Consider the following 25,966-nt stretch of genomic DNA (forward strand, 5'->3'; position numbering starts at 1 on the left):
CCAGCGGATGCAAACCGGGATCCGGTTTCTATGAGGTGGCTCAACAGAGTGAAATATATTCACTTTGCTATTCAATGCATGACCAGAATGACCAATAAAGGTGATGGCGCTCCCACTTTTTACCATACAGACGGCTGATGGCGCCTTTATTGGCGTCGATTCAGGTTACCAGCTGTAAATCCTAGGTTAATGATTCTGACCAACTTGCAGGATATTATCCCGGTTTTGCATAGCTATTTATTTTTCAGCCTGGTGAAGGGCTTTTCATAAGGCCAAAAATATGCCTGAAGTGAGCCGCAAGCGAGTCATTGAAATAACATTCAGCCCATCTGCATGGCAATAAGCTGGGGTGGCAAGAGCGGATGAAAATGAGGTGCGCCGTTCACTGCCGGATGCGGCAACCAGGCGGGCAGGACGCCACCCTGCATATGCCATATATTTTCAGCGCTGTGAACAGGACTTGGCTGCGTGGGCGCCGTGCGTCAGTGCCCTGTCAGAGGGAAGGGCGCTGCGCATTTACCCGGCCCCTGGCAGCCAATACTGTGAGAGCGAGTCAACCCATGATGGAGAGAGTCCCATGACCGAGAAGCTGACTGACGACAAGCAACCGACCCCGGATCCGGCGGAGCAGAATGCCTTTTTCCCTTCCCCCTATTCTTTGAGCCAGTTCACTTCGCGCAAGTCGGATCTGGCGGGGGCCGATTATCCCGCCCCCTATCTGGGCGGCCGCTGGAAGATCCTGCTGATCGGGGCCGATGAGCGCTATCTGCCCACCGACAACGGCACCCTGTTCTCTACCGGCAACCACCCGGTGGAAACCCTGCTGCCCATGTATCACCTCGACAAGGCGGGCTTTGCCTTTGAGGTGGCCACCCTGTCGGGCAATCCGGTCAAGTTCGAGTGGTGGGCCATGCCGACGGAGGATGAGGCGGTGGTGGGGCTCTATGGCAAATACCAGGGGCAGTTTCGCCAGCCAGCCAAACTGGCGGAGCTGCTGGCGCGGGTGCAGGCCCCCGATTCGGACTACCTCGGCGTGTTCATTCCCGGTGGGCACGGCGCCCTGATGGGGCTGCCCGAGAGCGCCGAGGTCAAGGTGTTGCTGGAGTGGGCGATGGCCCACGAGCGTTTCATCATCACCCTCTGCCACGGGCCGGCGGCCTTGCTGGCGGTGGCCAATCCGCACACCTTCGCCGGCTACCGGATCTGCGCCTTCCCCGATGCGCTGGATGAACAGACGCCGGCGATCGGCTACATGCCGGGCCGGCTCACTTGGAAGTTTGGTGAGCGGCTCAAGGGGATGGGGTTTGAGATCGTCAACAGCGGCATCTCGGGGGAGGTGTGTCGGGATCGCAATCTGCTGACCGGTGACAGCCCGCTGGCCGGCAATCCGCTCGGCAAGCTGGCCGCCACTACCCTGCTGGAGGCGGTGAGCCGCCAATAGCGTATCCCCCTCGCAAGAAGGGCTGGCAGCGCTGAACAGGCAGTAAATGAAACCGCAGGGCCGTCGAGTGACGGCCCTGCTTGATTGGGTCAGACGGCGCCTTGGAGACCGGGTATGGCTCAGGCGGGATAGAGGGCACCCAGCACGGCTGGGCGGCTGGCACCGGTGACGGCCGGCAGATTGCCGGGTTGGCGGTGGATAAAGCGCTGTGCCAGCCAGGCAAAGGCCGCGCCTTCCATCCAGTCGGGGGCGATCCCCAGCTCGGCCGTGTTGGCGATGCGCCAGCCGGGCAGCAGGCTGGCCAGCTCCGCCAGCAGCGGGGCGTTATGGGCGCCGCCGCCGCAGACAAACAGCTCGGGCCGGGTTGGCGCGTCACTGTGGGCGGGCAGCTGGCGGGCTATGCTGTGGCAGGTGAGGGATTGCAGGGTGCGCTGCACATCCGCCGGGGCATGGGCGTGGCCGGCCAGCTCGTCATCGAGCCACGCCAGGGTGAACATCTCCCGCCCGGTGCTCTTGGGGTGGGGGGTGGCAAAGTAGGGGTGAGCCAGCAGCTGCTCCAGCAGTGCAGGGATAAGCCTGCCGCTGGCCGCCCACTGGCCGCCGGCATCGTAACCGGCCCCCTGGGGGTGATGGCGGCGATACCAGCCGTCGAGCAGAGTATTGGCCGGGCCGGTATCAAAGCCATAGACGCCGTCTGCCTGACCCGGCAGCACCGAGATATTGGCGATGCCGCCGAGGTTCAGCACCACCCGCAGGGCGCCGGGGTGGGCAAAGAAGGCCTGATGGAAGGCGGGCACCAGCGGCGCCCCCTGACCGTCGAGGGCCATGTCCATGGTGCGAAAATCGGCCACCACATCGATGCCGGTCAGCGCCGCCAGCAGGGCCGCGTTGCCGATCTGCAGGGTAAAGCCGAGCTGGGGGCGGTGGCGGATGGTCTGGCCGTGGCTGCCGAGGGCGCGAATATCCTTGGGAGTCAGCCCCGCCTTGGCCAGCAGGGCGTGGGTGGCGGCGGCAAACTCGCGGGCGACCAGGTTATCGGCCACCCCCATGCGGTCGATCTCGTTGTCGCCCGGGGTGCAGAGGGCGTGCAGCTCGTGGGCGGTCTCCGCTGGCCAGGGGTGGCACAGCGCCGCCTCTACTCGAAGTGCTTCCCTATCCATCGTCACCAGCACGGCGTCGATACCATCCATGCTGGTACCGGACATCAAGCCTATATAACGCTCGCTCATGACTGCTCCTTGTGGCTCTCTGACATGGTGGCTCAGCTGCCACCGTTGGCCCGCTTGTTCTGGGCCAGCTGCAGCTCCGGGCTGTCCAGCTTGGCCAGCTGGGGCATGGCCTGCGCCTTGAAGTTGGCCAGCGCCCGCCCGCTCAGTGTCTCCGCCTGCGGCAGGTTGAGGGTGCGCGGGTTCTTGTGTACGCCGCCCACCACGAATTCATAGTGCAGGTGCGGTCCGGTGACCCGTCCGGTCCCCCCCAGATTGCCGATGGTCTGGCCCTGCTTCACCCGCTGCCCCTTGTTGACGGTGCGCTTGGAGAGGTGCAGGTACTTGGTCACGTAGTTGCCGGCGTGCTTGATGAAGACGTAGTTGCCGTTGAACTGGTTGTAGCCGGCGGCCACCACGCTGCCTGAGCCCGCCGCCATGATGGGGGTGCCCACCGGCGCCACGTAGTCGATGCCGTTGTGGGGACGCACCTTGCCGGTGACCGGGTGCAGCCGGCGCGGATTGAAATTGGAGCTGATGTATTTGAAGTTGACCGGTGCGCGCAGGAAGCTCTTGCGCATCGCCTTGCCATCCGGGGTGTAGTAGTTGCCGTCCTCGTTCAGCACGGCGCGATAGGTGGCGCCCTGGTTGACGAACTCGGCGGCCAGGATGTCGCCGGAGGCAACCCGCTCGTCATCCTGATACTTCTCTTCGTAGACCACCCGGAAGCTGTCGCCCGGCTGCAAGTCCTGGGCGAAGTCGATGTCCCAGCCGAAGATGGCGGCGAGATCCATGATCTGATCCTCGGTCATGCCGGCGTCGACGGCGGCGCCCCAGAAGCTGGAGCGGATCTCGCCCTTGGCCACCTGTTCGCGGGTGTCGAGTTCGAGCTTGACCGGTCTGGCCACAAAACTGTCGGCCTTGCGGCTCACCTTGAGCGCCTGCTCCAGGCTGTGGGGGTAGTAGAGGCTGTGCAGCTCGCCGCCCTTGGTGAGCTTGAAGGTGAGCTCCTGACCTGGTTTGAGCAGGCGCAGGGTATCCGTGCCCTCGAGCTGGTCGATGAGGTGCAGATCCGTGGTGCTGAGGCCGAGGCGCTGGAAGATGACCCCCATGTTGTCGCCGCTGCGTACCTTCACCTGCTTGGTGATGTAGCTCGGCTTGGGGGGGGCAACGGGCTTGGCTTCGGCCAGCAGCGCCTCCTCGTCGACCTGCTGCTCCATGGCCAGCTCGTTGCCGTTGTCATCGACCCGGGTGGCGACCGCCTGTTCGCTGGGCCAGGCCGCCAGCATCATCACCATGATGCTCAGGATCAGCACCATCTTGCGGTGCCAGTGAGGGAGAGAGTTGAAGGCGTGCCAAATGACCATGAGAAGCAGACGAAGTTGAGCCGGGAAGAATGTCGGAGTTTACCGCCTTTCCAATTGGCCCGCCATTCCAGTAATATGTCTGGCCCTGTGGAATCGTGATTGGAGAGTCAAAAAATGTCCCAGCTCGAGGTGGCGCTAGCCGAGATCAAGCGCGGAGCGGAAGAAATTCTGGTGGAAGAAGAACTGGTCGCTAAGTTGAAGGAAGGGCGCCCGCTGCGCATCAAGTTGGGGATGGACCCGACGGCTCCCGACATTCATCTGGGTCATACCGTGATCCTCAACAAGCTGAAGACCTTCCAGGATCTGGGCCATGAAGTGATCCTGCTGATCGGTGACTTCACCGCCATGGTGGGTGATCCCTCCGGCAAGAACGCCACCCGTCCGCCGCTCTCCGAAGAGGCCATCAAGCACAACGCCCTCACCTATGCCGAGCAGGCGTTCAAGATCCTCGATCCCGCCAAGACCCGCATCGAGTACAACTCGACCTGGCTGAGCGAGCTGGGCGCGACCGGCATGATCAAGCTGGCGGCCAAGCAGACCGTGGCCCGCATGATGGAGCGCGACGACTTCAAGAAGCGCTACAGCAACGGCCAGTCCATCGCCATTCACGAATTCCTCTATCCGCTGCTGCAAGGCTATGACTCGGTCGCGCTGAAGGCGGACGTCGAGCTCGGCGGTACCGATCAGAAGTTCAACCTGCTGATGGGCCGCGAGCTGCAAAAAGATGCCGGCATGGCGACCCAGTGCGTGCTGATGATGCCGCTCTTGGTGGGCCTGGACGGCGTCAAGAAGATGTCCAAGTCCGCGGCCAACTACATCGGCGTACACGATGCCCCGGGCGAGATGTTCGGCAAGATCATGTCCATCACCGACGATCTGATGTGGAACTACTACGAGCTGCTCTCCTTCCGTCCGCTGGCTGAAATCGAAGAGTTCAAGGCAGGCATCGCTGCCGGTACCCTCAACCCGCGCGACGTGAAGATCTGGCTGGCCAAGGAGATCATCGCCCGTTATCACGACGAGGCGGCGGCCGAAGCGGCCCACGAAGACTTCACCCAGCGCTTCTCCAAAAACGCCATTCCGGACGAAATGCCGGAAGTCGAGCTGGCGCTGGAAGGGGAAGGGCTGGCGATTGCCAACCTGCTGAAAGATGCCGATCTGGTGGCCACCACCTCCGAAGCGCTGCGGATGATCAAGCAGGGCGCGGTGAAGCGCGATGGCGAGAAGCTGGAAGATGGCAAGGCACTCATCGGTGCCGGTACCGCCGTCTACCAGGTCGGCAAGCGCAAGTTTGCCCGGGTGACCGTCAAGTAAGTCACCACCACCGGCGCCGCCATAAGAAAGGCCTCCCTTGCGGAGGCCTTTTTGTTGGCTCATGCCTGCGCAGAGGGATCAGCCCTCTGTTTTCAGGAAGTTGCGATAGAGCATGTAGAGATGGGCTGAGCTCCAGCTGAAGTTGCTGGCCCCCTGCATGGCGCCGGTCTCCGGGTTGTAGTTCTCGCGGATTGGGCCGCTGCCCGCCAGCCCCTCGGCGTTGGCAAACAGCTTGTTGACCAGCGTCTGGGCATCGCTGCGATAGCCGTAGTTCTCCAGCCCCTTCACCCCGAAGTAGAACTGATCCAGCCAGACCCGGCCGCGCCAGTAGATGTCGGGGTCGTAGGCCGGGTTGGTCAGCGCCGCCGTGCCGAGCGGCACCCTGGTGTTGAACTCCTGGGCATTGAGCATCACCTCGCGCACCCGCGCCGCTTTCTCCTTGTCCGCCACCTCGGCCCAGAGCGGGCTCCACCCTTCCGGGCCCCGGCCGCGGGCGGTCAACAGCTTGCCAACGCAGCCGTTGGCGTCCGGCAGATCCCCCTGGGCTATCTGGCGGTCGTAATAGAAGCCGGAGGCCTCATCGAACAGGCAGCTGTTGATATAGCCGGCCAGCTGGGTCGCCCCTTCGCGATAGCGGCTCGCCTCGTACGGCTTGCCGAGCAGTTCGGCCATGTCGGCCAGGATGCGCTTCTCCTTGGCGAGGAAGGCGTTGAGCTCCACCGACTCCTGATCGATGGAGAAGCCGATGAGGCTGCCGTCGTCCTGATGGTTTTCGAAGAAGAAGACGTTCCAGTCCTGGCGCGCCCTGGCCATGTCGCCGCCATAGGTCTTGTCGGCATAGCGCTTGAGCTGATCCGGCTCGATAAAGCCGAAGCGGGCGGCGTTGTCCATGCCGGACTCCCAGCCGGCGCCGTGCTGGGCGCCGATATCCATGTCGGCGTAGCCGCCAACGCTCAATACCTGCTGATAGAGCGCCATGCCGGCGCAGCCATACCAGCCATCTCCCTCATCGGTACAGCTCGACAGATCCAGCCCGGCCGGTGCCCCCGTCGGGTACTGCACTTTGAAGGTGATGTTGCCGAACTCGTCGTTGTGCTCGGCGTGGCGGGTGGCGCCATATTCGATGATGCCGTTGCGGTTGTTGTCTCGCGCCCGATACCACCAGTCGTGATAGGCCTGGATCTTCGGATACATCTCGGCGATGAAGGCCTTGTCCTGGGTGGCGCTGTAGATCTCCCAGATGGCCCAGGCGGAGAGGGGCGGCTTGGTGTCGCGCTCGTTCCAGTTGCCGCCGTCGCCACCGCGATCGGCGAGCTTGTTGTAGAAGACGGCGTCGATCACCATGCCGGCATCCTGCGGCCGGACTGGGTCATCGGCCTGGATCTGGTAGTCATACATGGCGCGCACGTTGTTCTTGGCTACCTCGGGGTTGAAGTGGGCCATGGCATAGGCGTGCTTCCAGCTGTCCCAGGCCCAGACCCCGTCGAACCAGCGGGCGGTGTTGGAGGGGGTCACCCCGTCGTGCAGGATGGCGCCGGCCGGTGAGCGCCAGTTGCCGTTGAGGGTCTCCATCGCCTTGACCGCGATACGCCGCTCCGATTTCGGGATCCCCTGATTGGAGAGGCCGCGCGCCAGGTAATCCTCCCAGCGGCGGATGGAGTCGTCGAAATGGCTGGCGGGGTCGGCCAGCAGCGCCTGGCGGCTCTGCTCGAAACGACTCGCTTCAGCACGGCTGTGGACATAGCTCTGCAGGGTGTAGATATCCTGCTGGCCCTTGGCGGCCAGGGTGAGGCTGGCCTCGCTCACGTAGCCGAGCCCCTGCTCGTCGAGGGTGGTACGGCTAGGCAGGGTGCGATCGATGCGGTAGCTGGCGCTGCCGCTTTGCATGATGTTCCAGGTGCTGCGCAGTTTGCCGAACTGGAATGCCACGCCGCGCTCGGTCTGGCTGATGGAGCGGGTCCAGGCGGGGTACTGCTCGGCGACCGTCTTGTTGGCATCCCACTGGTTGAGCAGCTCCCCCTGCCAGTTGAGCTTGAGGGTGAGGGGGGCGTCAGTGTGGTTGATGAGGCGGGTGCGAACCAGCGCAGTGCGGGCATCGCCGTAGCGCAGCTCCAGCTCCAGGGTGAAGGGGTCGAATTCGAAGCGCTGCACCAGCGCCCCCGGGATGGCGTACAGCGCCTGCTTGCTGGCGCTGGTGAGCGGGAAGGCGCGGCCGCTCTCGTCGCTCAGGGTCAGCTTGTCCAATTCGCTGGCGAAGAACAGGCTGTACTCCTCGGCGATGACCATGGGGCCGGTAAAGCCACCCCATTCGCTGTCGCTGGCGGGCAGCAGGAAGCCGTGCCAGGCGCCGAGATCGAGCAGCGGGTTGTATTTGAGGTTGGAGTAGCTGTCAAAGTCACGGAACTGGAGCGGGGTACCGCTGCGGTCGATCACATTCTGATACTGGTTCGCCAGGGTGGCGCTGGGGGCGGCCGGGCTGCTGGAGTCATTGCCGTTGCAGGCAGTGAGGCCGAACAGGGCGACGCTCAGGGTAACGGATAGTAAACTTTTACGAAACATCTCTCGCTCCAATGACAGTTTTTGTAGGTTAAGGAAGGTGTTTTTTAGTACTTGTTTTAGTGAAAGCGTTTGCGAGAGCCATTATAGGGCGATTTTGACGGGATTATTGGCGCTGCGTCACAGTGCCGGAGGGGCTGGTGTGAGCCGGATCACCCGGTTACACGAGGTTACATAGCTTAGTGTTTTAGTAACTATTTACTTATCTGGCGGCAGCCAGCGAGAGAGAGGAGGGGCAGGTACGCAGGTATTGATAGGGGGTCAGGCCGAACTCCTGCTTGAAGCGGGCGGCAAAGCGGCTGGGGGAGTCGTAGCCACAGGCGAGGGCCGTCTCCAGCGGCGCCAGCCCCTGCTGCAGCAGGGTGAGGGCGTGGCTCATGCGCACCTGGGTCAGCAGTTGGCGAAAGCTGCGCCCCTCGGTGGCCAGCTTGCGCGCCATGGAGGCGCGGCTCATGGCGAAGTGCGGTGCGACCCCCTCCAGGGTGTGATCGGCGCCCGGCTCCACCCCAAGGTAGCGGGCCAGCCGCTCGCCGAGGGTCATGGTGTGGGCGGGAAACAGCAGGTCGAGCCCGCCGGCGGCCTGCAGCTCGGCATAGAAGCCCTGCAGCAGCTGGGCCTGGGTGGCCTCATGGAGTCGCCGATCCGCCATGGAGCAGACCAGCTCGAAACAGAAAGCCAGCGCCGGGCTGACCGTCAGGCGCGGCTCCCTGAGCGGGCCGGCCTGGGCGGCGCCGAGCCATGCGACGGGGGGCGGGGTCAGCAGGGTCAGCGCACGGGAGCGAAACTTGCCCTGCTCCGGCTGGTTGACGAAGGTGAGCTGGTGACCGGCCGGGATCAGCAGCCAGCTCGCCTGATCGAACGCCAGGCGCTTCTCCTGCCACCATAACTGCTTGTGACCCTGCTCCACCCAGATGATGGTGGGGGCGTAGATGAGCACCCGGTGCAGCGGCTGCTGGCGGATCCCGAGATAGTGGTGCAGTTGCAGCAGCGGCGTGCTCATCCGGCTGGCTCCTAGGGGGTGACGAAGGTGGCGGTCAGGGTGGCCTTGCCAAGGGCCATGCTGTTGAGCATGTAGCCTACCATGGCGGGCGGGGTGTCTGCCTTCACCTCCAGGGGCTGGGGCAGGGCCCAGGCGGTGAACTGGTAGCGGTGCATGCCGTGGCCGGCGGGCGGGCAGGGGCCGCCGTAACCCTGGCTGCCGAAGTCGGTCTTAAGCTCCAGCCCCTGCTTGAGCTTGCCGGAGGCATTGCTCGGCAGCTCGCTCTGACTGGCCGGCAGGTTCACCACCAGCCAGTGCCACCAGCCGCTGCCGGTGGGGGCGTCGGGGTCATAGGCGGTGATGGCGACGCTCTTGGTGCCGGCAGGCAGATCCTGCCAGCTCAGCTGGGGTGAGCGGTTGCCACCGCTGCAGCCAAAGCCGTTGAAGCTGAAGGCCTTGTCCATCAGCTGGCCTTCGTGGATGTCGCTGCTCTTTAGGGTCATGGCACTGGCGGGCAGGGCTGCCACGCACAGCAGGGAGAGCAGGGTGGTACGCTTGGCAATCTTCATGGTGAGGCTCCTCGGTGGATGATGGGATCAGTCTAGCGAAGAGGGGGAGAAGGTGAGTGACCCAACCGCTCAAAGTGGCCGTCTTGCTGCCAGGATATGAGTCGTTGTGTTGATTGCTGGTGAGCGCTGCGAAAGAGTGGTGGCACGTCCGGGCATAAAAAAACCGGCATCCTGGATGCCGGTTTTTTACTGTGCTGACAGCTGATCGCGCGACTTAGCGCAGGATCATCTCGTCACGGCCCGGGCCGACGGAGACCATCGGCACCGGTACGCCCAGCAGCTCTTCGATGCGCAGTACGTACTGCTGAGCCGCTTTGGGCAGCTCGGCGAAGGTACGGCAGCCGGTGATGTCTTCGCTCCAGCTTTCCATCACTTCGTAAACCGGCTTCAGACCGGCAGTTTGCGGCCAGATCGGGTTCTCGGTGTGGGCACCTTCGTAGGCGACGCAGATCTTCAGATCCGGCAGACCGGTCAGGCAGTCCAGCTTGGTCAGCGCCACTTCGTTGGCAGCCTGCAGCTCGACACCGTTCTTGGTGGCGACGGCGTCGAAGTAGCCAACGTCACGGGGACGGCCGGTGGTGGCACCGAACTCGTTGGCGATCTTGCGGAACTCGTCCTGGTTCTCCATGGCGGTCAGCAGGGTGCCGGTACCGACGGAGGTGCTGAACGCCTTGGCGACGGCGATGATGCGCTCGGGACGCAGACCCGGCAGGCCGCCACCGATGCCGGCATAGGCGCCGGACACGTGGGAGGAGGTCACCCAGGGGTATTCGCCGTAGATGAGGTCACGGCCGGCGCCCAGCTGGGCTTCGAACAGCAGGGTCTTGCCTTCGGCCTGCAGCGCTTTGAGCGGCATGCTGACGTTGCAGACGGAGTCGATCCAGGGTGCGGACACTTCCAGCAGCCAGTCGGCCATCTCCTGGGCGGTCTGGTTGAATTCGAAGGTCGGGTAGAGCGCTTTGAGCTGCGGCAGTTTCCAGTCGAGGAAGAATTGAATACGCTCGACCAGTACTTCCGGCTGCTTCAGCCAGCCCACCAGGATCGCTTTCTTCATGACGCGATCGCCATAGGCGGGAGCGATGCCCTGACGGGTGGAACCGTAGGCGCCGTCGCCCAGACGCTGCTCTTCCAGGGTATCTTCCATGGCGTGCAGCGGCAGGCAGAGAGTGGCGCGATCAGAGATGGCCAGCTTGGGAGTGACGCCGGAGGCTTTCACTTCGTCCAGCTCGACGGTCAGTTTCTCGGGGCTGATCACCATGCCGGGGCCGAGCACGACCAGGCAATCCGGGTTGAACACACCGCTCGGAACCTGGTGCAGCTTGAAGGTGCCAAGGTCGTTGACGACGGTATGGCCGGCGTTGTTGCCGCCCTGGAAGCGAATGCTGGCGCCTGCTTGGCCTGCCAGATAATCCACGATGCGGCCTTTGCCTTCATCACCCCAGTTGGCACCTACGACTACGATAGACGACATGACTCTTTCTCCTAAGACGTTAGGCGATCATCCTAGGAGGCTCAGGAGGATTAGAAAAATTAATTATCTTTATAATTCCGATAAGAGAGTCATATAATTGCGGTGAATTTATCGGCAAACCGCCCCGCTGCCGTGCCGGCATCCCTGTCAGGGGCCTGTGCGGCCGTGGCGGCACAAGAGGATCCCCATGCTGGATATTCACTGGCTGCACACCTTCGTCACCCTGGCCCGGCTGCAGCACTTTGGCCAGACCGCCACCGAACTGCACATGACCCAGCCCAATGTGAGCCTGCACCTCAAGAATCTGGAGCAGGCCACCCGGGTCAAACTCATCGAGCGCAGCCCGTTTCGCCTGACCCAGGCCGGCGAGCGGCTGCTGCAAAGCGCCGAGCGCGCCATCGCCGAGCTGCAGCTCTGCCAGTCCGATCTCAACGCCCTCAACCAGCTGAGTCAGGGGACGCTGGCCATCGCCGCCAGCGACATCATCTCGCGCCTGCTGCTCATTCAGCCCTTTCAGCGCTTCAAGCAGGAGTTCCCCGGCATCGACCTCACCCTGTTCAACACCACTTCGGATCAGGCGGCGGAGCTGGTCAAGGCGGGCAAGGCAGATCTGGGCTTCGTGATGGCGCAAAAGCGCAGCGAGCCGCTGTTCTACACCGAGTTGCAGCAGGTGACCTGGTGCGCGCTGGGGCACGGTCTCGCCCGCTGGCAGGCGCGGGCGAAGGCGGGGGAGAGCGATCCCCTCGACGAGCCGACCCTGATCCTGCTGGGCCACGACACCCGTACCCGGGCGCTCATCGACCCCTCTTTGCCGCTGCTCGGCCTGCCCAGCTGCCGCATCATGGAAGTGGGCAGCGTGGACGCCCAGCTCGATTGGGCCGAGGCGGGTTTCGGGGTGGCCATAGTGCCGGACTTTTCCATTCACCCGCGGCTCAAGCTGACCGCCCCGGTGACCCGGCTCACCGACTTTCCCGGCACCAGCTTAGGGTACGTGGTGCGCCAGAACCAGGTGCTGTCGCGGGCCATCAAGCAACTGCTGCACTGGGTGGAGCAGGAGATCCAGCGCCCGCAGCCGTTGCCGGACGCCAGGGCTTGAGTCCACCCAATATCGAAATAAAAAGAGGCCACCCTTGGGTGGCCTCTTTCGTTGTGGCTGTTTGGCGGTCTTACTTGGCTGGCACGCCGTCCCCGGTCGGTGAGGCGGCGCTCGGTGCGGCCGGTGCTGTCGATGCCGGTTCGGCGGGGGCCGGCGAGGCGGGTTGTTCTCCGCTCATCACGGCAGAGGGGCTTGGCGCGGCCGTGCCCGTCAGCTTGCCGCCCTGCTCCACGGCGGCCCCTTCGAGCACGCTACTCGCACCCGGCTCGGTAGTTGTGGCTGCCGAGGGGGTCGGCAGCAGGGCGCCAGGGGTCTGTCCGGACGAGGTGGCGGGCGCGCCTTCTGGGGAGGGGGCGCCCGTCTCGCCGGCAGGTTGCTTCGCGTCCTCACCGGCGGGGCGTTCCACTTCGGTGGGCTGCGCCGCTGAGGTTGCCAAAGCCTCCGAGGTGGCCGGAGCCGGGCTTAGGGCTTCGGGCAGCAGGGCAGGGGCGGGCGGGGCATCCGCCATGCCGGGGTGGCGCGGTACTTCCGCCTCGCCCTGCATTCCCTCCAGGGTGAGGGCGGTGAGGGCCGGATGGAGGCGGGTGAACTGCTTGAGTCGCCCGCTCAGCACGTCGCGCACGGTGCGCACCTCGCCCTCGGGCAAGCTGGCCAGCGCCACCAGCTCGGCGGTGACGGCGAAGGTGTTGACGCCGCTCGGCTGGCCCGGGTAGAGGTTGGCGCCGATGCGGCTGCGCTGATAGTAGGGATGCTGTTTGAGCAGCGCGTCGACCTGCTCCCCTTCGATGGGGATGAGGCGCGCCTTGCAGCGGCCGGTGAGATCGCCGATGGCCTGATTGGGGTGGCCCGCCACCACGAAGGCGGCGTCCAGGGTGCCGTCACAGAGCCCCTCCAGCCGGTTGTTGGCCGCGGCTGGGATGACGGGGGCAAAGCTCTTGGCCTGCCAGCCCATGGCATCGAGCAGGGCCTGGCTGGTGATATGCTCGCCGGAGCCCGGGTTGCCCAGATCGACCCGTTTGCCCTCGATGTCGGCCAGGGTGTTGATGTTGCTGTTGGCGCTGGCGAGCAGGGTCAGCGATTCCTGATGAAGCCGATAGAGGCTGCGCAGCTTGTCGTCCGGTGCCTGACCCATGAAGGGGCCGGTGCTGTGGGCGGCGTGGTGCACCACATCGGACTGCACCAGCGCCAGCTGCACTTTCCCTTGATGCAGGGCCTTCAGGTTGGCAAGGGAGCCGGAGGTGCTCTGCACCGAGCAGTGCAGGCCATGGCTGGCCGTCTCTTCATTGAGCAGCCGGCAAATGGCGCCACCGGTCGGGTAGTAGACGCCGTTGAGCGGCCCAGTACCGATGGTGAGATAGGCAGGCGTGGCTGCCTGCAGGGGCAGCGCCAGGGCGGCTGCCAGCCAGGGCAGGGTGCGGCGAAGCAGAGTCGGCAGAGGGTGCAAGGCTGGTTGGGGCATAGTGAACCGGATCAATGGCTGATAAAAGGGATGGGGCTGGCCCATCCCGGTTGGCATTCGGCCGCGCCAGCTGCTGGCGGCGGCACTGTACCGTACTTGGCGCCATCGACATCCCGGGTTGCGGGGACGTGGCGGCATGTTGCGAAAATATACCCTATTGCGATCGGATACGGATCTGGCTGACTTCAATATATTGCGGGGCCGGCTGCTGCCGGCCCCGCCACTGCCCATATGGTGAGGCCATGGGGGAGAACGCGCGTGATCAGCGCGCCAGAATGGCCTTTTCCATGCGGGCCAGCGCCTCGACGAGGCGAGCCCGGGTGCAGCCGAAGTTGAGCCGCACGAACTGGCCGTCACCAAACTGGGCACCGGGGGAGAGCCCCACCCCGGCCTGCTCGAAGAAGGCGATGGGGTCGTCCAGCCCGAGTGCGCTCATGTCGATCCAGGCGAGGTAGGTGGCCTGGTGGCGCGCCAGCTTGATGCCGGGCCAGCGGGCGACCGCCTGCTCGATCAGGGCCAGGTTGGCGGCCAGGTAGTCGAGCTGTTCGCTGAGCCACTGTTCACCGCCTTCGTAGGCCGCCTCTGCCGCCACGAAGCCCAGCAGGTTGACGTCGGCACTGATGCCGCGCATCGCCTGCTGCAGCTTGAGGCGCAGACGGGCATTGGGCACCACCGCAAAGGAGCAGCAGAGCCCGGCGATGTTGAAGGTCTTGCTCGGGGCCATCATCACCGCCGAGCGCTCGGCCGCTGCCGGGCTGATGGCGCCGTAGGGGATGTGGCGGGCGTCCTTGTCCAGCAGCAGATCGCAGTGAATTTCATCGGAGCAGATCACCAGGTTGTGGCGCTCGGCGATGGCGTCGATGGCCAGCAGCTCCTCGCGGGTGAACACGGTGCCTCCCGGGTTGTGCGGGTTGCACAGCAGCAGCAGATCCGCCGCTGGTGCCTGGCGCTCCAGCTCCTCGATATCCAGCACCCAGCGACCGGCCTCTTCCACCATGGGCACGGTGAGCAGTGGCCGGTCGTTGAAGCCCGGCGCCTGCAGGAAGGGGTAGTAGACCGGCTTGGGGGTGATGATGCCGCGGCCGTGCTGGCTCCAGGCCTTGCAGGCGAGGTTGAGACCGGGCACCACCCCGGGCAGGAAGACGATCCACTCGGGCTGGATGGTCCAGCCATAGCGGCTGGCCAGCCGCGCGATGATGAGTTCGATCAGCCGGGGAGAGGGGCGCGAGTAGCCGAAGATGCCGTGGGCGACCCGTGTCGTGAGGGCCTCGATGACGGCAGGGGGGGAGACGAAGTCGGTGTCGGCAACCCACATGGGCAGCACGTCCTGTCCCTTGTACTTGTCCCATTTCAGGCTCATGGTGCCGCTGCGATCTATTTCCCGGTCAAAATCAAACATGTGAAATCCTTATGCTGGCCAGTGGGCTTTCACTGTACGGGGTCGGGGACGGGGTCGCAAGCCTTGAGGTGGCTCTTGATAATGACATAAAATAAGCGACGCCATTTCATGCACTTGCCGAATTTTGGCCAGTTTTCTTCCCTCCAATCAGTGGTAATTCTATGCGCTTGCTGACCGCCGCCCGCAACAGGACGGATCCCGTCTCTCTCTCTTTTCTGGCCGTGACCTTTATGACCGGGGTGGCGGTGGCACTGCAGGTGCCCACTTTGAGCCTGTTTCTGGCCGAGGAGGTGCAGGTGCGCCCCTTCCTGGTGGGGCTCTTCTATACCGTCAACGCGGTGATCGGCATCCTCATCAGCCAGTGGCTGGGCCATCGCTCCGACAACAAGGGGGATCGCAAGCGGCTGATCCTGCGCTGCTGCTTCGCCGGCGTGGTGCTCTCCCTGCTGTTTGCCTGGAACCGGCAATACTGGCTGCTGGTGAGCCTGGGGGTGCTGCTGGCGAGCCTGGCCGCCACCGCCAGTCCCCAGCTGTTCGCGCTGGCGCGTGAATACGCCGACAGCCGCAACAAGCGGGCCGACATGTTCAGCTCGGTGCTGCGGGCCCAGTTCTCGCTGGCCTGGGTGATAGGGCCGCCCATCGCCTTCGCGCTGGCCATCGGCTACGGCTTCGAGGTGATGTACCTCGCTTCCGCAGTGGCCTATCTGCTCTGCGCCTTCGTGGTGTGGCGTTGGTTGCCCTCGCTGCCGCTGCCGGTGATGGACAGCGAGGTGGAGCGGGTCAGCAGCTGGCGGGATCCGTCGGTGCGGGCGCTCTTCATCGCCTCCACCCTGATGTGGACCTGCAACAGCATGTATCTCATCAACATGCCGCTCTACATCACCCGCGAACTGGGGCTGGAGGAGAAGCTGGCCGGGGTGCTGATGGGCACGGCGGCGGCCCTCGAGATCCCCTTCATGCTGCTGGCGGGCCACTACACCCAGCGTTTTGGCAAGCGCCCCATGATGCTGCTGGCGGTGCTGGCCGGGGTCGGCTTCTACGTGGGGCTGGTGACCCTGTCGAGCCAGCATGCGCTCATAGCACTGCAACTGCTCAACGCCATCTTCATCGGCATCGTCGCCGGCATCGGCATGTCCTACTTCCAGGATCTGATGCCGGGTCGCGCCGGGGTGGCGACCACCCTGTTCGCCAACAGCATCCGCACCGGTTCCATCATGGCGGGGGCGATAGCGGGGACTGTGGCGGAGATCTGGAGCTTCCACGGGGTCTTCATGGTGGCCATGGGGCTGGCGCTGCTGGCGCTGGCCGCCTGCTGGCGGGTGCCGAACGTCTGAAGCTGAAAGGTGAGGGGCGAGCGGGTCGGCCCGCCTCAATGTCTGTGGCGGCGGGGAGGCGCTCTAGCGGTCGTTGTCGTTCTGGTATTCGTTGCGCAGGCAGCGCAGCAGCAGCTCGGTGGCCGGGCCCAGCGCATCGGCCGACGGAGTCAGCAGATAGGTATAGAGGTGGCGCTCGTTGCCGCTCGCCAGATCCAGCGGTACCAGGGCGCCGCTTGTCAGCTCTTCCTGCACCAGGTGGCGCGGCAGCCAGGCGTAGCCCAGGCCGAGCTTGAGCATGGCGATCACCTCGTGGTAGTGGGTCGCCTTCCAGCCGGTGTCATCCGCGTCGTTCCAGTCCACCGAGCGGTGAATGGGGGGATGCAGGCTGATCTGGTTGTGGCTGGCCAGCTCCTCGGCGGCTATGGCGCCGCCCTGGGTGGCGAGCGGATGCTCGGCCGAGCAGAGCGGCAGCAGGCACACCTCGTCCAGCGGCAGGCCGGTGCGATCGTGGGGCAGGTGTTCGGAGAGCATCAGATCCCCCACCTGCAGGGCGTTGAAGTGGCAGTGGATGCGCTCGTGCAGATTGACCCGGCAACCCCGGCTGCGGGGATAGAAGTTGGCCAGCGCTCGATAGAGTCGCTCGCGCGGCTGCAGCACCGACACATAGAGGTTGATCTGCGGCTCCCACTGCCGCTCCAGGTTGTTGGCCAGATTTTCCAGCTCTTCCACCTGTTGGCTGAGCTGACGGGCCCGCTTGAGGAAGATCTCCCCCGCAGGCGTCAATACCGCCTTGCGCCCTCTCACCTCCAGCAGAGCCACACCCAGACTCTGCTGCAGCTTGGCTACCGCATGATTGAGAGAGGATTGGCTCTTGTTCAGCGCCTCGGCGGCTTGGGCGTAGCCGCCACAGTCCACCACGGCCTGAAAGGTCCGCCATTGCTCAAACGTGCTCTTGGGACGAAACATATCTCAACCTGATAAGGGAGCGGATGTTGCAACAGGGTGCCGACGGCACCCTATTGAATGTAACCCCATGCGGCGCAGGGTTGCGGTTATTTTGTTGATTTATTTGGGCTGGGCCACAAAGGTCTGGCCGGTTTTGCCCCGGCTGTCCGCGCCCATCAAATAGAGATAGAGCGGCATCAGGTCGGCGGGGGTCTTGAGGTTCATCGGATCTTCGGCCGGGAAGGCGCTGGCCCGCATCTTGGTGCGGGTGCCGCCCGGGTTGAGGGTGTTGACCCGCACACCGGTATTTTCCAGCTCGTCCGCCAGCACTTCCATCATGCCTTCGATGGCGAACTTGGAGATGGCATAGGTGCCCCAGTAGGCGCGGCCCTTGCGGCCCACACTGGAGGAGGTGTAGACGATGGAGGCATCGCCCTGCTCCTTGGCGGTCTGGCGGATGAGCGGCAGCAGCGCCTGGGTCAGCAGGAATTCGGATTTGACGTTGACCTGCATCACCTCGTCCCACTCCTGCTCCTGGATGTGTTCGAACGGTGACAGGGTGCCGAGCAGGCCGGCGTTGAACAGCACGCCGTCGAGGCGGCCAAACTGCTGGGCGAAGGTCTCGGCCATGCCAAGGTAGTGGCTCTTGGTCGCCCCTTTCAGATCCACCGGCACGATGGCGGGCAGCGGGTGGCCGGCGGCCTCGATCTGGTCGTAGACCGCCTCCAGCTTGGCGCTGGTGCGGCCTAGCAAGATCACGGTGGCGCCGTGGGCCGCATAGGTGAGCGCCGCTTCGCGGCCGATGCCGTCACCGGCACCCGTGACCAGAATGACCTTGTCCTTGAGCAGATCCCGGGGGGCCTGATAGTTGAACATGACAACTCCTGTTAACAATTCGTGGCAGATGCGCGCGGCAAATAGAGGGGCAAGTGTACTGATCCCGCACGGCGTTTGACCAGTATGAGATGGCAAAAATGTGAATAAATCAGAGGGGTTGTGATTGTCGATTGGCATTTTTGACGGGTTGACGCAGAGTTTTTGCGCACACCGGGCAAACTCCCTAGAATGTGAAAAAATCGTCCCCCCGGGGCACACCAGTGGAGCATCAAGTGGCATTTTTGACCGAATACGGCCTGTTCCTGGCCAAGACCCTCACCCTACTGCTCGCCATCGGCGCCGTCATCCTGATGGTGGTGAGCAGCCGTCAGCCCAAATCCCGCAAGGGGGAGCTGGTGGTGACCGATCTCTCCAGCGAGCTGGAGCAGGGACGTCACCAGTTGCAGGCCGCGCTGGCCGGCAAGGCGGAGCGTAAGCAGCTGGAGAAGGCGCGCAAGGCCGAGCACAAGGCCCGGGCCAAGAGCGAAGATGCGCGCAGCCGGCTGTTCGTCATCGATTTTCACGGCAGCATGGATGCCAAGGAGGTGGCCTCCCTGCGTGAAGAGGTGAGCGCCGTGATAGGGGTGGCCCAGCCGGGGGACGAAGTGCTGCTGCGGCTCGAATCCGGCGGCGGCGTGGTGCACGGCTACGGCCTGGCTGCCTCCCAGCTGCAGCGGCTGCGGGATCGTGACATCAAGCTGACCGTGGCCATCGACAAGGTGGCGGCGAGCGGCGGCTACATGATGGCGTGCGTGGCGGATCAGATCCTGGCGGCGCCGTTCGCCATCGTCGGCTCCATCGGGGTGATCGCCCAGCTGCCGAACTTCAACAAGCTGCTCAAAAAGCACGACATCGAGTTCGAGATGCACACCGCCGGTCAGTACAAGCGCACCATCACCATGTTCGGCGAGAACGACGATCAGGGGCGCGAGAAGTTTCGCGAGGAGCTGGGCGCCATCCACGAGCGCTTCAAGGCATTCGTGGCCGAGCACAGACCCAACCTCGACATCGACAGCGTCACCACCGGCGAGCACTGGCTGGCGAGCCAGGCCAAGCAGCTCGGGCTGGTAGACAGCCTCTGCACCAGCGATGACTATCTGCTGGCTCAGGCCAGCCAGCACAAGGTGGTCGGCATTCGGTACAGCAAGCCAAAGAGTCTGACCCAGAAGCTCGGTCAGCAGGCCGCCGTGGCGCTGGAGTCCGGTCTTGGTCGGCTGTGGCAGCAGGGCCCCTGGCGCTGAGTCTGGGCAACGTAAAACCCAATAAAAAAAGCCGGGCACTTGCCCGGCTTTTTCATGGGGTCGGCGCTGCAGGCCGATGGCGCGTCTCAGCGCTGGAACGGGTAGACGGAGCCGAGTTTGAGGATCTGGGTCAGCTCGTCCAGCGCGGTGCGGGACTCCATGACCAGCGCCGGATCCCGCAGGTCGTCCAGTGCCAGGCTGTCGCGGTAGTGGCGATCGACCCAACCATCGAGTCGGGCAAACTGGCTGTCGGTGATGAGGCAGGCAGGGTTGACCGCGGCCAGTTCGGTGTCGTTCATGGCCACCCGCAGCCGCAGGCAGGCGGGGCCGCCGCCGTTGCGCATGCTCTGCTTCACGTCCATGTAGTGCACCCCCTTGATCGGGGTCCCCAGGGTCACCAGCTTGGCCAGATAGGCCGATACCGCCGGGTTGTCGCGACATTCGGTGGGGGCAATGATCGCCATCTCGCCGGAAGGCAGGGTGAGGATCTGGGTGTTGAACAGATAGGACTTCACCGCATCCTGCACCGACACCTCGGCAGTCGGCACCTCGATAAAGTGCAGCTCGCCGTCGCCGAACTTGGTGCGCACCTCGGCCAGCGCCGAGGCGGTGTTGAGGAACGCCTGCTGGTGGAAGAACAGCACGTTCTGGTTGCCCACCGCGATCACGTCGTTGTGGAACACCCCCTGATCGATGACGTCCGGGTTCTGCTGGATGAAGACCGCGCTCTCGTCCCCCAGGCCGTGCAGGCGGGCGATGGCCTGGCTCGCTTCCAGGGTCTGGCGGGCCGGGTAGCGTTTGGGGGCGGGTTGGGAGACATCGAAGGCGCTGCGGCCATAGACGAACAGCTCGACCCCGGATTCGCCATAGGCGCGGCACAGCCGGGTGTGGTTGGCGGCCCCCTCGTCACCGAAGTGGTCGTTCTCCGGCAGGTGCTGATGGTGATAGAAGTGGCGGTCATTGTTGAACACGGCGCGCAGGATGCGGCCGGTCACCTCGGGTTCGAGGGAGCGGTGAAACTTGTTGGTCAGGTTGGCGGGGGTGAAGTGGATGCGGCCATCCTGGGTATCGGCACTCGGCGAGACGGTGGCGGCGTTGGCGGTCCACATGCTGGAGGCCGAGTAACAGGCGGCCAGCACGGCGGGGGCCTGTTTGGCGGCCTGGGCCAGCACGCTGGCATCGTTGCCGGTGAAGCCGAGGCGGCGCAGGGTGGCGAGATCCGGTCGCTCCTGGGGGGCCAGCACTCCCTGGGTCATGCCGAGTTCGGTCAGTGCCTTCATCTTGCGCAGACCCTGCTTGGCCGCCTCCTTCGGATTGGACGCCTCTTTGGCATTGTTCTGGGAGGCGACGTTGCCATAGGACAAGCCGGCATAGTTGTGAGTCGGGCCGACCAGGCCGTCGAAGTTGACCTCGAAGTGCTTCATTGAGTACATCCTTTCGATTTTTATATGGGTAGCGGTTCCTTCCGCGCACAATGCTGCGGGATGCAGCCATTATAAGGAGATTTTGTCTTTTGTAACAAGCCGATAACGAAACTGGTTTGTTATGTTACAAGAGCGGTTGGTTATGTCGTTTCAAATATAAAAAGAGGGTGGATATAGCATAAAAATAAAAAAGCGGTTGCTTCCCGCGGCTCGGCTTCGCATTAATAAATAAAGAAACAAAGTGGTTCGGGCTGCCGGGCAAATTTGCTCACAAGATTGCTTTTTCCCGTCAAATCTCTTATATAGCCCCACAAAACCGCACACCAACCCCGTCGGGTGCAATGAGGATAATAGTTACAGCATGGGCAAATCACTGGTCATAGTGGAGTCTCCGGCCAAGGCCAAGACCATCAACAAATATTTGGGCAAGGACTACGTGGTGAAATCCAGCGTCGGTCACGTGCGCGATCTGCCCACCAGCGGCAGCGCCAGCAACGAGCCCAAAAAACCTGTCATTCGCGGCATCAAGCTGAGCGAAGCAGAGAAGGCTGCCAAGGATCGCAATGCCCTGTTCTCACGGATGGGGATCAATCCGACCGCAGGCTGGCAGGCCAACTACCAGATTTTGCCCGGCAAGGAAAAAGTGGTCAGCGAGTTGCAGAGTCTGGCCGAGAAGGCCGACACCATCTATCTCGCAACCGACTTGGATAGAGAGGGAGAAGCGATCGCCTGGCACCTGCGCGAGATCATCGGCGGCGACGACAGCCGCTACAAGCGCGTGGTGTTCAACGAGATCACCAAGACCGCCATCCAGGAGGCGTTTGCCCAGCCATCCGAGCTGAACATTCACCGCGTCAACGCCCAGCAGGCCCGTCGTTTCCTCGACCGGGTGGTGGGCTACATGGTCTCTCCGCTGCTTTGGAAGAAGCTGGCCCGCGGCCTCTCTGCCGGTCGGGTACAGTCCGTCGCGGTACGTCTCATCGTTGATAAAGAGCGCGAAATCAAGGCGTTCGTGCCGGTCGAGTTCTGGGATCTCAACGCGGATCTGCTGACCGCCGACAAGAGCGATCTGCGGATGGAAGTGGTCAGCCGCAACGGTGCCGACTTCAAGCCGGTGACCCAGGCCGAGACCTTCGCCGCCGTGGCCGCCCTGGAAGGGGTCGACTACAAGGTGGTGAACCGGGAAGACAAGCCGACCGGCTCCAAGCCGTCCGCCCCCTTCATCACCTCCACCCTGCAGCAGGCGGCCTCTACCCGGCTGAGCTTCGGGGTCAAGAAGACCATGATGATGGCCCAGCGTCTCTATGAAGCGGGTTACATCACCTACATGCGTACCGACTCCACCAACCTCAGCAAAGAGGCGGTCGAGGCGGTGCGGGAATACATTGGCGAGCAGTATGGCGCCGCCTACCTGCCGAGCGATCCGAACCTGTACGGCGCCAAGGCCAATGCCCAGGAGGCCCACGAGGCGATCCGTCCCTCCAGCGTGCTGGTAACCGCCGAGATGCTGGAAGGGATGGAGCCCGACGCCATGCGGCTCTATGACCTCATCTGGCGTCAGTTTGTCGCCTGTCAGATGACGCCGGCCCAGTACGACTCCTCCACCCTGACCGTCAAGGCGGGTGAGTTCGAGCTCAAGGCGCGCGGTCGTACCCTGCGTTTCGCCGGTTGGACCAAGGCGCTGCCGCCCATGGGCCGCAAGGGCGAAGACAGCCAGTTGCCGGCGGTGACCGTCGGCGAGATCCTCAAACTCGTCAAGCTGGATCCGCGCCAGCACTTCACCAAGCCGCCCGCCCGCTTCACCGAAGCGGCGCTGGTACGGGAGCTGGAGAAGCGCGGCATCGGCCGTCCGTCTACCTACGCCTCCATCATCTCCACCATCGTCGACCGTGGTTATGTGCGGGTCGAGAGCCGCCGTTTCTTCGCCGAGAAGATGGGTGAGATCGTCACCGACCGGCTGGTGGAGAACTTCGTCGAGCTGATGAACTACGAGTTCACCGCCAAGATGGAAGACAAGCTCGATGGCATCGCCGAAGGGAGCCTGGAGTGGAAGAAGGTGCTGGACGCCTTCTACGCCGAGTTCACCCAGGAGCTGGAAAAAGCGGACAAGGCGCCGGAAGAGGGGGGCATGCGTGCCAACCAGATGGTGCTGACCGACATCGACTGCCCGGATTGCGGCCGCAAGATGGGTATCCGTACCGCCACCACCGGGGTGTTCCTCGGCTGTTCCGGCTACGCCTTGCCGCCCAAAGAGCGTTGCAAGAAGACCATCAATCTGGTTTCCGCCGACGAGTTCGTCTCCGCCACCGACGGTGAAGAGGCAGAAACCGAGGCGCTGCGTGCCAAGCACCGCTGTGGTGTGTGTGGCACCGCCATGGATGCCTACATCATCGACGACAGCCGCAAGCTGCACGTCTGTGGTCGCAACCCGGATTGTGATGGCTACGAAATCGAAAAAGGCCAGTTCAAGCTCAAGGGCTACGAAGGACCGAGCATCGAGTGCGACCGCTGCGGCTCCGAGATGCAGCTCAAGAACGGCCGCTTCGGCAAGTACATGGGTTGCACCAACGACACTTGCAAGAACACCCGCAAGATCCTGAAAAACGGTGATATCGCGCCGCCGAAGGAAGACCCGGTCCCGCTGCCGGAGCTCAAGTGCACCCAGTCCGACGCCCACTTCGTGCTGCGTGACGGGGCGGCCGGCCTGTTCCTGGCCGCCAGCAACTTCCCGAAATCCCGCGAGACCCGTGCGCCGCTGGTGGAAGAGCTCAAGCGCTTCAAGGAGCGTCTGTCGCCCAAGCACCAGTATCTGGCCGATGCCCCGGCGTCAGATCCTGACGGAAACCCCGCCATCGTGCGCTTCAGTCGCAAGACCAAGGAGCAGTACGTGATGACCGAAGTCAACGGCAAGGCGACCGGCTGGACGGCGCACTACGACAATGGCAAGTGGCAGGAGAGCCTGGCCAAGTCGAAGAAGGCGTGATTGCGCGCAGTTCACACTCTGATGAAAGAGGCCCCTCACAGGGGCCTTTTTGTTTTCGGATGGAGGTATACTGAAACCGCTGCAAGGATGGCAGCGCTGGACACGGAGGTTGTGATGGAGATTAACGAGATCCGGCCGGGAATGACCTGTCTGACCCGGGAAGGAACCGCCTATGTGCTGGAAGTCGACAAGCAGAGTCTGCTGGTGCTGCTGCAGCGGGAGTACGAAACCATCCCGGTGCAGGTGCGCAGCGACGAGATCCTGGCCCCCATCACCCGGTGAGGCGGGCCGCCATCGTCAAAAGGGCAGGAGAAACAGCAGCTCGGCGAGGTCGGGCTGCCACTGCCACTCCCGCATCCTGACCCGCCCGCCAATCACGGGCACCCCCTCTTCCTGCAGCAATCCCGCCTGTCTGTCGAAGCCTGCCGACCCCTTGGGCAGTGAGATGGTGCCCGCCGCGCCCAGCACCCGGTGCCAGGGCAGTACCTTGTCGGTCTCCCGCAGCACCTTGCCCACCAGCCTGGCCCGACCGGGCAGCCCCGCCAAATCCGCCACCTGGCCGTAACTCACCACGCGACCAGCCGGGATCAGGGCGAGGATCGCCTCGATGCGGGCAACCTTGTTCAGCGGGGCAGGCGTCGATTCCATTCTCATCCGGATCACTCGTCAATAACGACAGAAGCGCCATTGTGGCGCTTCTGTCGGGTGGCTGGCAAATGGGTCAGCCGAAGGTCTGGCTGAACCCCTTGAGCTGCTTGGCCCGCTCCAGCAGCTCCTGACTGGAGTCGTCGACCTCCTGCATCTTCTGGCTGTTGGCGTGGGAGTACTCGGAGATCTGGTTGATGCTGCGGCTGATGTCCTCCACCACCGTCTGCTGCTGCTCGGCGGCGGCGGCGATCTGGGTGGAGAACTCGGTGACCAGCTCGATCTCCTGCAGCACGGTATGCAGGCTGCTGGAGCCCTGGCGGGTCATCTCGGCGCATTCGCGGGTCTGCTGCAGGTTCTCCTGCATCATCCCCTTCCAGCGGCCCAGGGTGTGCTGGATCTGCTGGATGCTGCCCTGGATCTGCTCGGTCGCCTTGTGGGTGCGGGTCGACAGGGTACGCACCTCGTCGGCCACCACCGCAAAGCCGCGCCCCTGCTCGCCAGCCCGAGCCGCCTCGATGGCGGCGTTGAGCGCCAGCAGGTTGGTCTGGTCTGCGATGCCCTGGATCTCCCCCATCACGCTGCCGATCCGCTCCGACTCGCTGGCCAGCTCCACCGCCGAGTTGAAGGCGAGCTCTGCCTGTCTGGCGAGCTGCTCGATGCGCTGCTCGGTCTGGGCCAGCTGCTTGTCCGTGTGCTGGCAGCGGCTGCGGGCCTCGCTGACCTGACCGTTGGAGTCCTGGATGTTGCGGGCAATCTCGTGGGCCGTGCTGGCCATCTGGGTCATGGCGGCGGCCATCTGCTGGGTCTGGGCATCCTGCTCGTTGATGTCGAGACAGGCCTGATGGGAGGCCTGCTTCAGATTGGTGGCCAGGGTCTGCAACGGATTGGTCGCATCGTTGACCCGGCCCAGCACGGTGCGGATGCGGGCCTGCAGCATCTTGATGTGAAAGTCGGCGATGGCGCCGGGGCCGTCCCCGGAGTAGACCAGCCGGGTCAGGCTGTCATATTCGCGGCCCAGCTGCTGCAGATAGAGCGGCAGGGCGAAGAGCTCGCGCCAGTAGGCGCCGCCGATGAGCAGCAGGGGCAGCAGCATCAGCAGGGCGGCCATCGGGCCCTGACTGCTGGCGGTCCAGCCCAGCAGGCCGAGCAGCAACAGCGCGAGCAGCGGCAGGCGGGCACGGGTGAGGGAGGGGAGGCGGCTGCTGGTGCCGCGCTCCGCCTTGAGCAGGGCCTGGTAGGTCTGGCTGGCGATGCGCTTGAGCTGGGGATCCGGCTTGCAGCGCACCGACTGGTAGCCGCTGATCCGGTTGCCCTCGTAGATGGGGGTCACATAGGCATCGACCCAGTAGTAGCGGCCATCCTTGCAGCGGTTCTTCACCATGCCGCGCCAGGGTTTGCCCTCCTTGAGGCGGGCCCAGAGATCGGCGAAGGCGGCCTTGGGCATGTCGGGGTGGCGTACCAGGTTGTGATTGTGGCCGACCAGCTCCTCGACGGGGTAGCCGGCGATGCGGCAGAAGGCGGGGTTGGCGTAGGTGATCACCCCGCGCAGATCCGTGGTGGAAACCAGTTGTTCGTCGGCAGGAAACTCCACTTCGCTGTCCAGGGTATGGACGTCTCTGCGGGCCATAGGAATACGCTCCGATGTTCTTGTTGATAACTTTGTCGTTGTTATTGTGG

Annotated in this window: 20 protein-coding genes; 7 read left to right on the forward strand and 13 right to left on the reverse strand. The window is 63.9% G+C overall.

Going from position 1 to position 25,966, the window contains the following annotated elements; translation table 11 throughout:
* The first annotated feature begins 577 nt into the window (after positions 1–577).
* The gene (gene hchA, locus C2U40_RS04935) at positions 578–1,441 is read left to right on the forward strand and encodes a glyoxalase III HchA (RefSeq protein ID WP_103827011.1); all 864 of its coding nucleotides are present in this window, start codon (positions 578–580) and stop codon (positions 1,439–1,441) included.
* A gap of 119 nt (positions 1,442–1,560) precedes the next feature.
* Here the strand turns inward: hchA and C2U40_RS04940 are convergent, their stop codons facing one another.
* Both C2U40_RS04940 and C2U40_RS04945 read right to left on the reverse strand, forming a co-directional pair.
* Positions 1,561–2,670, reverse strand: coding sequence for an anhydro-N-acetylmuramic acid kinase (locus C2U40_RS04940; protein ID WP_103827012.1), 1,110 nt, complete (start codon positions 2,668–2,670; stop codon positions 1,561–1,563).
* Between the two features lie 32 nt (positions 2,671–2,702).
* Entirely contained in the window at positions 2,703–4,013 is a 1,311-nt protein-coding gene (locus C2U40_RS04945) for a peptidoglycan DD-metalloendopeptidase family protein (protein ID WP_043119306.1), read from the reverse strand.
* 114 nt (positions 4,014–4,127) lie between these two features.
* On the opposite strand from C2U40_RS04945, the gene tyrS reads away from it, so the two are divergent.
* Positions 4,128–5,327, forward strand: a complete 1,200-nt coding sequence (gene tyrS, locus C2U40_RS04950; protein ID WP_103827013.1) for a tyrosine--tRNA ligase — start codon at positions 4,128–4,130, stop codon at positions 5,325–5,327.
* 78 nt (positions 5,328–5,405) lie between these two features.
* Here tyrS and ygjK read toward each other — a convergent pair whose 3' ends face one another.
* The 4 genes from ygjK to C2U40_RS04970 form a co-directional block, all read right to left on the reverse strand.
* Entirely contained in the window at positions 5,406–7,886 is a 2,481-nt protein-coding gene (gene ygjK, locus C2U40_RS04955) for an alpha-glucosidase (RefSeq protein WP_103827014.1), read from the reverse strand.
* A 199-nt stretch (positions 7,887–8,085) separates the two neighbouring features.
* Positions 8,086–8,883: a helix-turn-helix transcriptional regulator gene (locus C2U40_RS04960; RefSeq protein ID WP_103827015.1), complete on the reverse strand. Its 798-nt coding sequence runs from the start codon at positions 8,881–8,883 to the stop codon at positions 8,086–8,088.
* A gap of 11 nt (positions 8,884–8,894) precedes the next feature.
* On the reverse strand, positions 8,895–9,431 hold the full coding sequence (locus C2U40_RS04965) for a YbhB/YbcL family Raf kinase inhibitor-like protein (protein ID WP_103827016.1): 537 nt from the start codon (positions 9,429–9,431) through the stop codon (positions 8,895–8,897).
* 214 nt (positions 9,432–9,645) lie between these two features.
* Positions 9,646–10,902 carry an adenylosuccinate synthetase gene (locus C2U40_RS04970; protein WP_029304166.1) on the reverse strand — a complete coding sequence of 419 codons (1,257 nt, stop codon included), beginning with the start codon at positions 10,900–10,902 and terminating at the stop codon, positions 9,646–9,648.
* Positions 10,903–11,089: 187 nt separating this feature from the next.
* On the opposite strand from C2U40_RS04970, the gene C2U40_RS04975 reads away from it, so the two are divergent.
* A complete protein-coding gene (locus tag C2U40_RS04975) occupies positions 11,090–11,998 on the forward strand; it encodes a LysR family transcriptional regulator (protein WP_011706900.1) in 909 nt (302 codons plus the stop codon).
* A gap of 70 nt (positions 11,999–12,068) precedes the next feature.
* Here the strand turns inward: C2U40_RS04975 and C2U40_RS04980 are convergent, their stop codons facing one another.
* A complete protein-coding gene (locus C2U40_RS04980) occupies positions 12,069–13,457 on the reverse strand; it encodes a TAXI family TRAP transporter solute-binding subunit (RefSeq protein ID WP_181014709.1) in 1,389 nt (462 codons plus the stop codon).
* Positions 13,458–13,719: 262 nt separating this feature from the next.
* On the reverse strand, positions 13,720–14,856 hold the full coding sequence (locus C2U40_RS04985; protein WP_049047436.1) for a MalY/PatB family protein: 1,137 nt from the start codon (positions 14,854–14,856) through the stop codon (positions 13,720–13,722).
* Between the two features lie 161 nt (positions 14,857–15,017).
* Here C2U40_RS04985 and C2U40_RS04990 point away from each other — a divergent pair, with 161 nt between their 5' ends.
* Positions 15,018–16,190: an MFS transporter gene (locus tag C2U40_RS04990; protein ID WP_005303290.1), complete on the forward strand. Its 1,173-nt coding sequence runs from the start codon at positions 15,018–15,020 to the stop codon at positions 16,188–16,190.
* A gap of 63 nt (positions 16,191–16,253) precedes the next feature.
* Here C2U40_RS04990 and C2U40_RS04995 read toward each other — a convergent pair whose 3' ends face one another.
* Both C2U40_RS04995 and C2U40_RS05000 read right to left on the reverse strand, forming a co-directional pair.
* Positions 16,254–17,138 (reverse strand): LysR family transcriptional regulator, encoded by an 885-nt coding sequence (locus tag C2U40_RS04995; protein WP_103827018.1) that lies wholly within the window; start codon positions 17,136–17,138, stop codon positions 16,254–16,256.
* 99 nt (positions 17,139–17,237) lie between these two features.
* The gene (locus C2U40_RS05000) at positions 17,238–17,993 is read right to left on the reverse strand and encodes a YciK family oxidoreductase (RefSeq protein WP_016351568.1); all 756 of its coding nucleotides are present in this window, start codon (positions 17,991–17,993) and stop codon (positions 17,238–17,240) included.
* 233 nt (positions 17,994–18,226) lie between these two features.
* On the opposite strand from C2U40_RS05000, the gene sohB reads away from it, so the two are divergent.
* On the forward strand, positions 18,227–19,234 hold the full coding sequence (gene sohB, locus C2U40_RS05005) for a protease SohB (RefSeq protein ID WP_042065667.1): 1,008 nt from the start codon (positions 18,227–18,229) through the stop codon (positions 19,232–19,234).
* 86 nt (positions 19,235–19,320) lie between these two features.
* Here the strand turns inward: sohB and astB are convergent, their stop codons facing one another.
* Positions 19,321–20,658, reverse strand: coding sequence for an N-succinylarginine dihydrolase (gene astB, locus C2U40_RS05010; RefSeq protein ID WP_024944132.1), 1,338 nt, complete (start codon positions 20,656–20,658; stop codon positions 19,321–19,323).
* 361 nt (positions 20,659–21,019) lie between these two features.
* Here astB and topA point away from each other — a divergent pair, with 361 nt between their 5' ends.
* Together topA and C2U40_RS26465 are read left to right on the forward strand one after the other, a co-directional pair.
* On the forward strand, positions 21,020–23,641 hold the full coding sequence (gene topA / locus C2U40_RS05015; RefSeq protein ID WP_029304161.1) for a type I DNA topoisomerase: 2,622 nt from the start codon (positions 21,020–21,022) through the stop codon (positions 23,639–23,641).
* Positions 23,642–23,755: 114 nt separating this feature from the next.
* Positions 23,756–23,923 carry a hypothetical protein gene (locus C2U40_RS26465; protein ID WP_005303277.1) on the forward strand — a complete coding sequence of 56 codons (168 nt, stop codon included), beginning with the start codon at positions 23,756–23,758 and terminating at the stop codon, positions 23,921–23,923.
* Between the two features lie 15 nt (positions 23,924–23,938).
* Here C2U40_RS26465 and C2U40_RS05025 read toward each other — a convergent pair whose 3' ends face one another.
* Positions 23,939–24,295 (reverse strand): MGMT family protein, encoded by a 357-nt coding sequence (locus C2U40_RS05025; RefSeq protein ID WP_029299454.1) that lies wholly within the window; start codon positions 24,293–24,295, stop codon positions 23,939–23,941.
* Positions 24,296–24,362: 67 nt separating this feature from the next.
* On the reverse strand, positions 24,363–25,916 hold the full coding sequence (locus C2U40_RS05030; protein ID WP_103827019.1) for a methyl-accepting chemotaxis protein: 1,554 nt from the start codon (positions 25,914–25,916) through the stop codon (positions 24,363–24,365).
* Positions 25,917–25,966: the final 50 nt, after the last annotated feature.

Origin of the sequence: Aeromonas sp. ASNIH4 (assembly GCF_002934425.1) — a bacterium.
Taxonomy (GTDB): Bacteria; Pseudomonadota; Gammaproteobacteria; order Enterobacterales; family Aeromonadaceae; genus Aeromonas; species Aeromonas hydrophila.

Excerpts from the sequence above, each read along its gene's own strand:
- hchA (WP_103827011.1), top strand. The coding sequence starts at position 578 with ATGACCGAGAAGCTGACTGACGACAAGCAACCGACCCCGGATCCGGCG.
- C2U40_RS04940 (WP_103827012.1), bottom strand. The coding sequence starts at position 2,670 with ATGAGCGAGCGTTATATAGGCTTGATGTCCGGTACCAGCATGGATGGT.
- C2U40_RS04945 (WP_043119306.1), bottom strand. The coding sequence starts at position 4,013 with ATGGTCATTTGGCACGCCTTCAACTCTCTCCCTCACTGGCACCGCAAG.
- tyrS (WP_103827013.1), top strand. The coding sequence starts at position 4,128 with ATGTCCCAGCTCGAGGTGGCGCTAGCCGAGATCAAGCGCGGAGCGGAA.
- ygjK (WP_103827014.1), bottom strand. The coding sequence starts at position 7,886 with ATGTTTCGTAAAAGTTTACTATCCGTTACCCTGAGCGTCGCCCTGTTC.
- C2U40_RS04960 (WP_103827015.1), bottom strand. The coding sequence starts at position 8,883 with ATGAGCACGCCGCTGCTGCAACTGCACCACTATCTCGGGATCCGCCAG.
- C2U40_RS04965 (WP_103827016.1), bottom strand. The coding sequence starts at position 9,431 with ATGAAGATTGCCAAGCGTACCACCCTGCTCTCCCTGCTGTGCGTGGCA.
- C2U40_RS04970 (WP_029304166.1), bottom strand. The coding sequence starts at position 10,902 with ATGTCGTCTATCGTAGTCGTAGGTGCCAACTGGGGTGATGAAGGCAAA.
- C2U40_RS04975 (WP_011706900.1), top strand. The coding sequence starts at position 11,090 with ATGCTGGATATTCACTGGCTGCACACCTTCGTCACCCTGGCCCGGCTG.
- C2U40_RS04980 (WP_181014709.1), bottom strand. The coding sequence starts at position 13,457 with ATGCCCCAACCAGCCTTGCACCCTCTGCCGACTCTGCTTCGCCGCACC.
- C2U40_RS04985 (WP_049047436.1), bottom strand. The coding sequence starts at position 14,856 with ATGTTTGATTTTGACCGGGAAATAGATCGCAGCGGCACCATGAGCCTG.
- C2U40_RS04990 (WP_005303290.1), top strand. The coding sequence starts at position 15,018 with ATGCGCTTGCTGACCGCCGCCCGCAACAGGACGGATCCCGTCTCTCTC.
- C2U40_RS04995 (WP_103827018.1), bottom strand. The coding sequence starts at position 17,138 with ATGTTTCGTCCCAAGAGCACGTTTGAGCAATGGCGGACCTTTCAGGCC.
- C2U40_RS05000 (WP_016351568.1), bottom strand. The coding sequence starts at position 17,993 with ATGTTCAACTATCAGGCCCCCCGGGATCTGCTCAAGGACAAGGTCATT.
- astB (WP_024944132.1), bottom strand. The coding sequence starts at position 20,658 with ATGAAGCACTTCGAGGTCAACTTCGACGGCCTGGTCGGCCCGACTCAC.
- topA (WP_029304161.1), top strand. The coding sequence starts at position 21,020 with ATGGGCAAATCACTGGTCATAGTGGAGTCTCCGGCCAAGGCCAAGACC.
- C2U40_RS26465 (WP_005303277.1), top strand. The coding sequence starts at position 23,756 with ATGGAGATTAACGAGATCCGGCCGGGAATGACCTGTCTGACCCGGGAA.
- C2U40_RS05025 (WP_029299454.1), bottom strand. The coding sequence starts at position 24,295 with ATGAGAATGGAATCGACGCCTGCCCCGCTGAACAAGGTTGCCCGCATC.
- C2U40_RS05030 (WP_103827019.1), bottom strand. The coding sequence starts at position 25,916 with ATGGCCCGCAGAGACGTCCATACCCTGGACAGCGAAGTGGAGTTTCCT.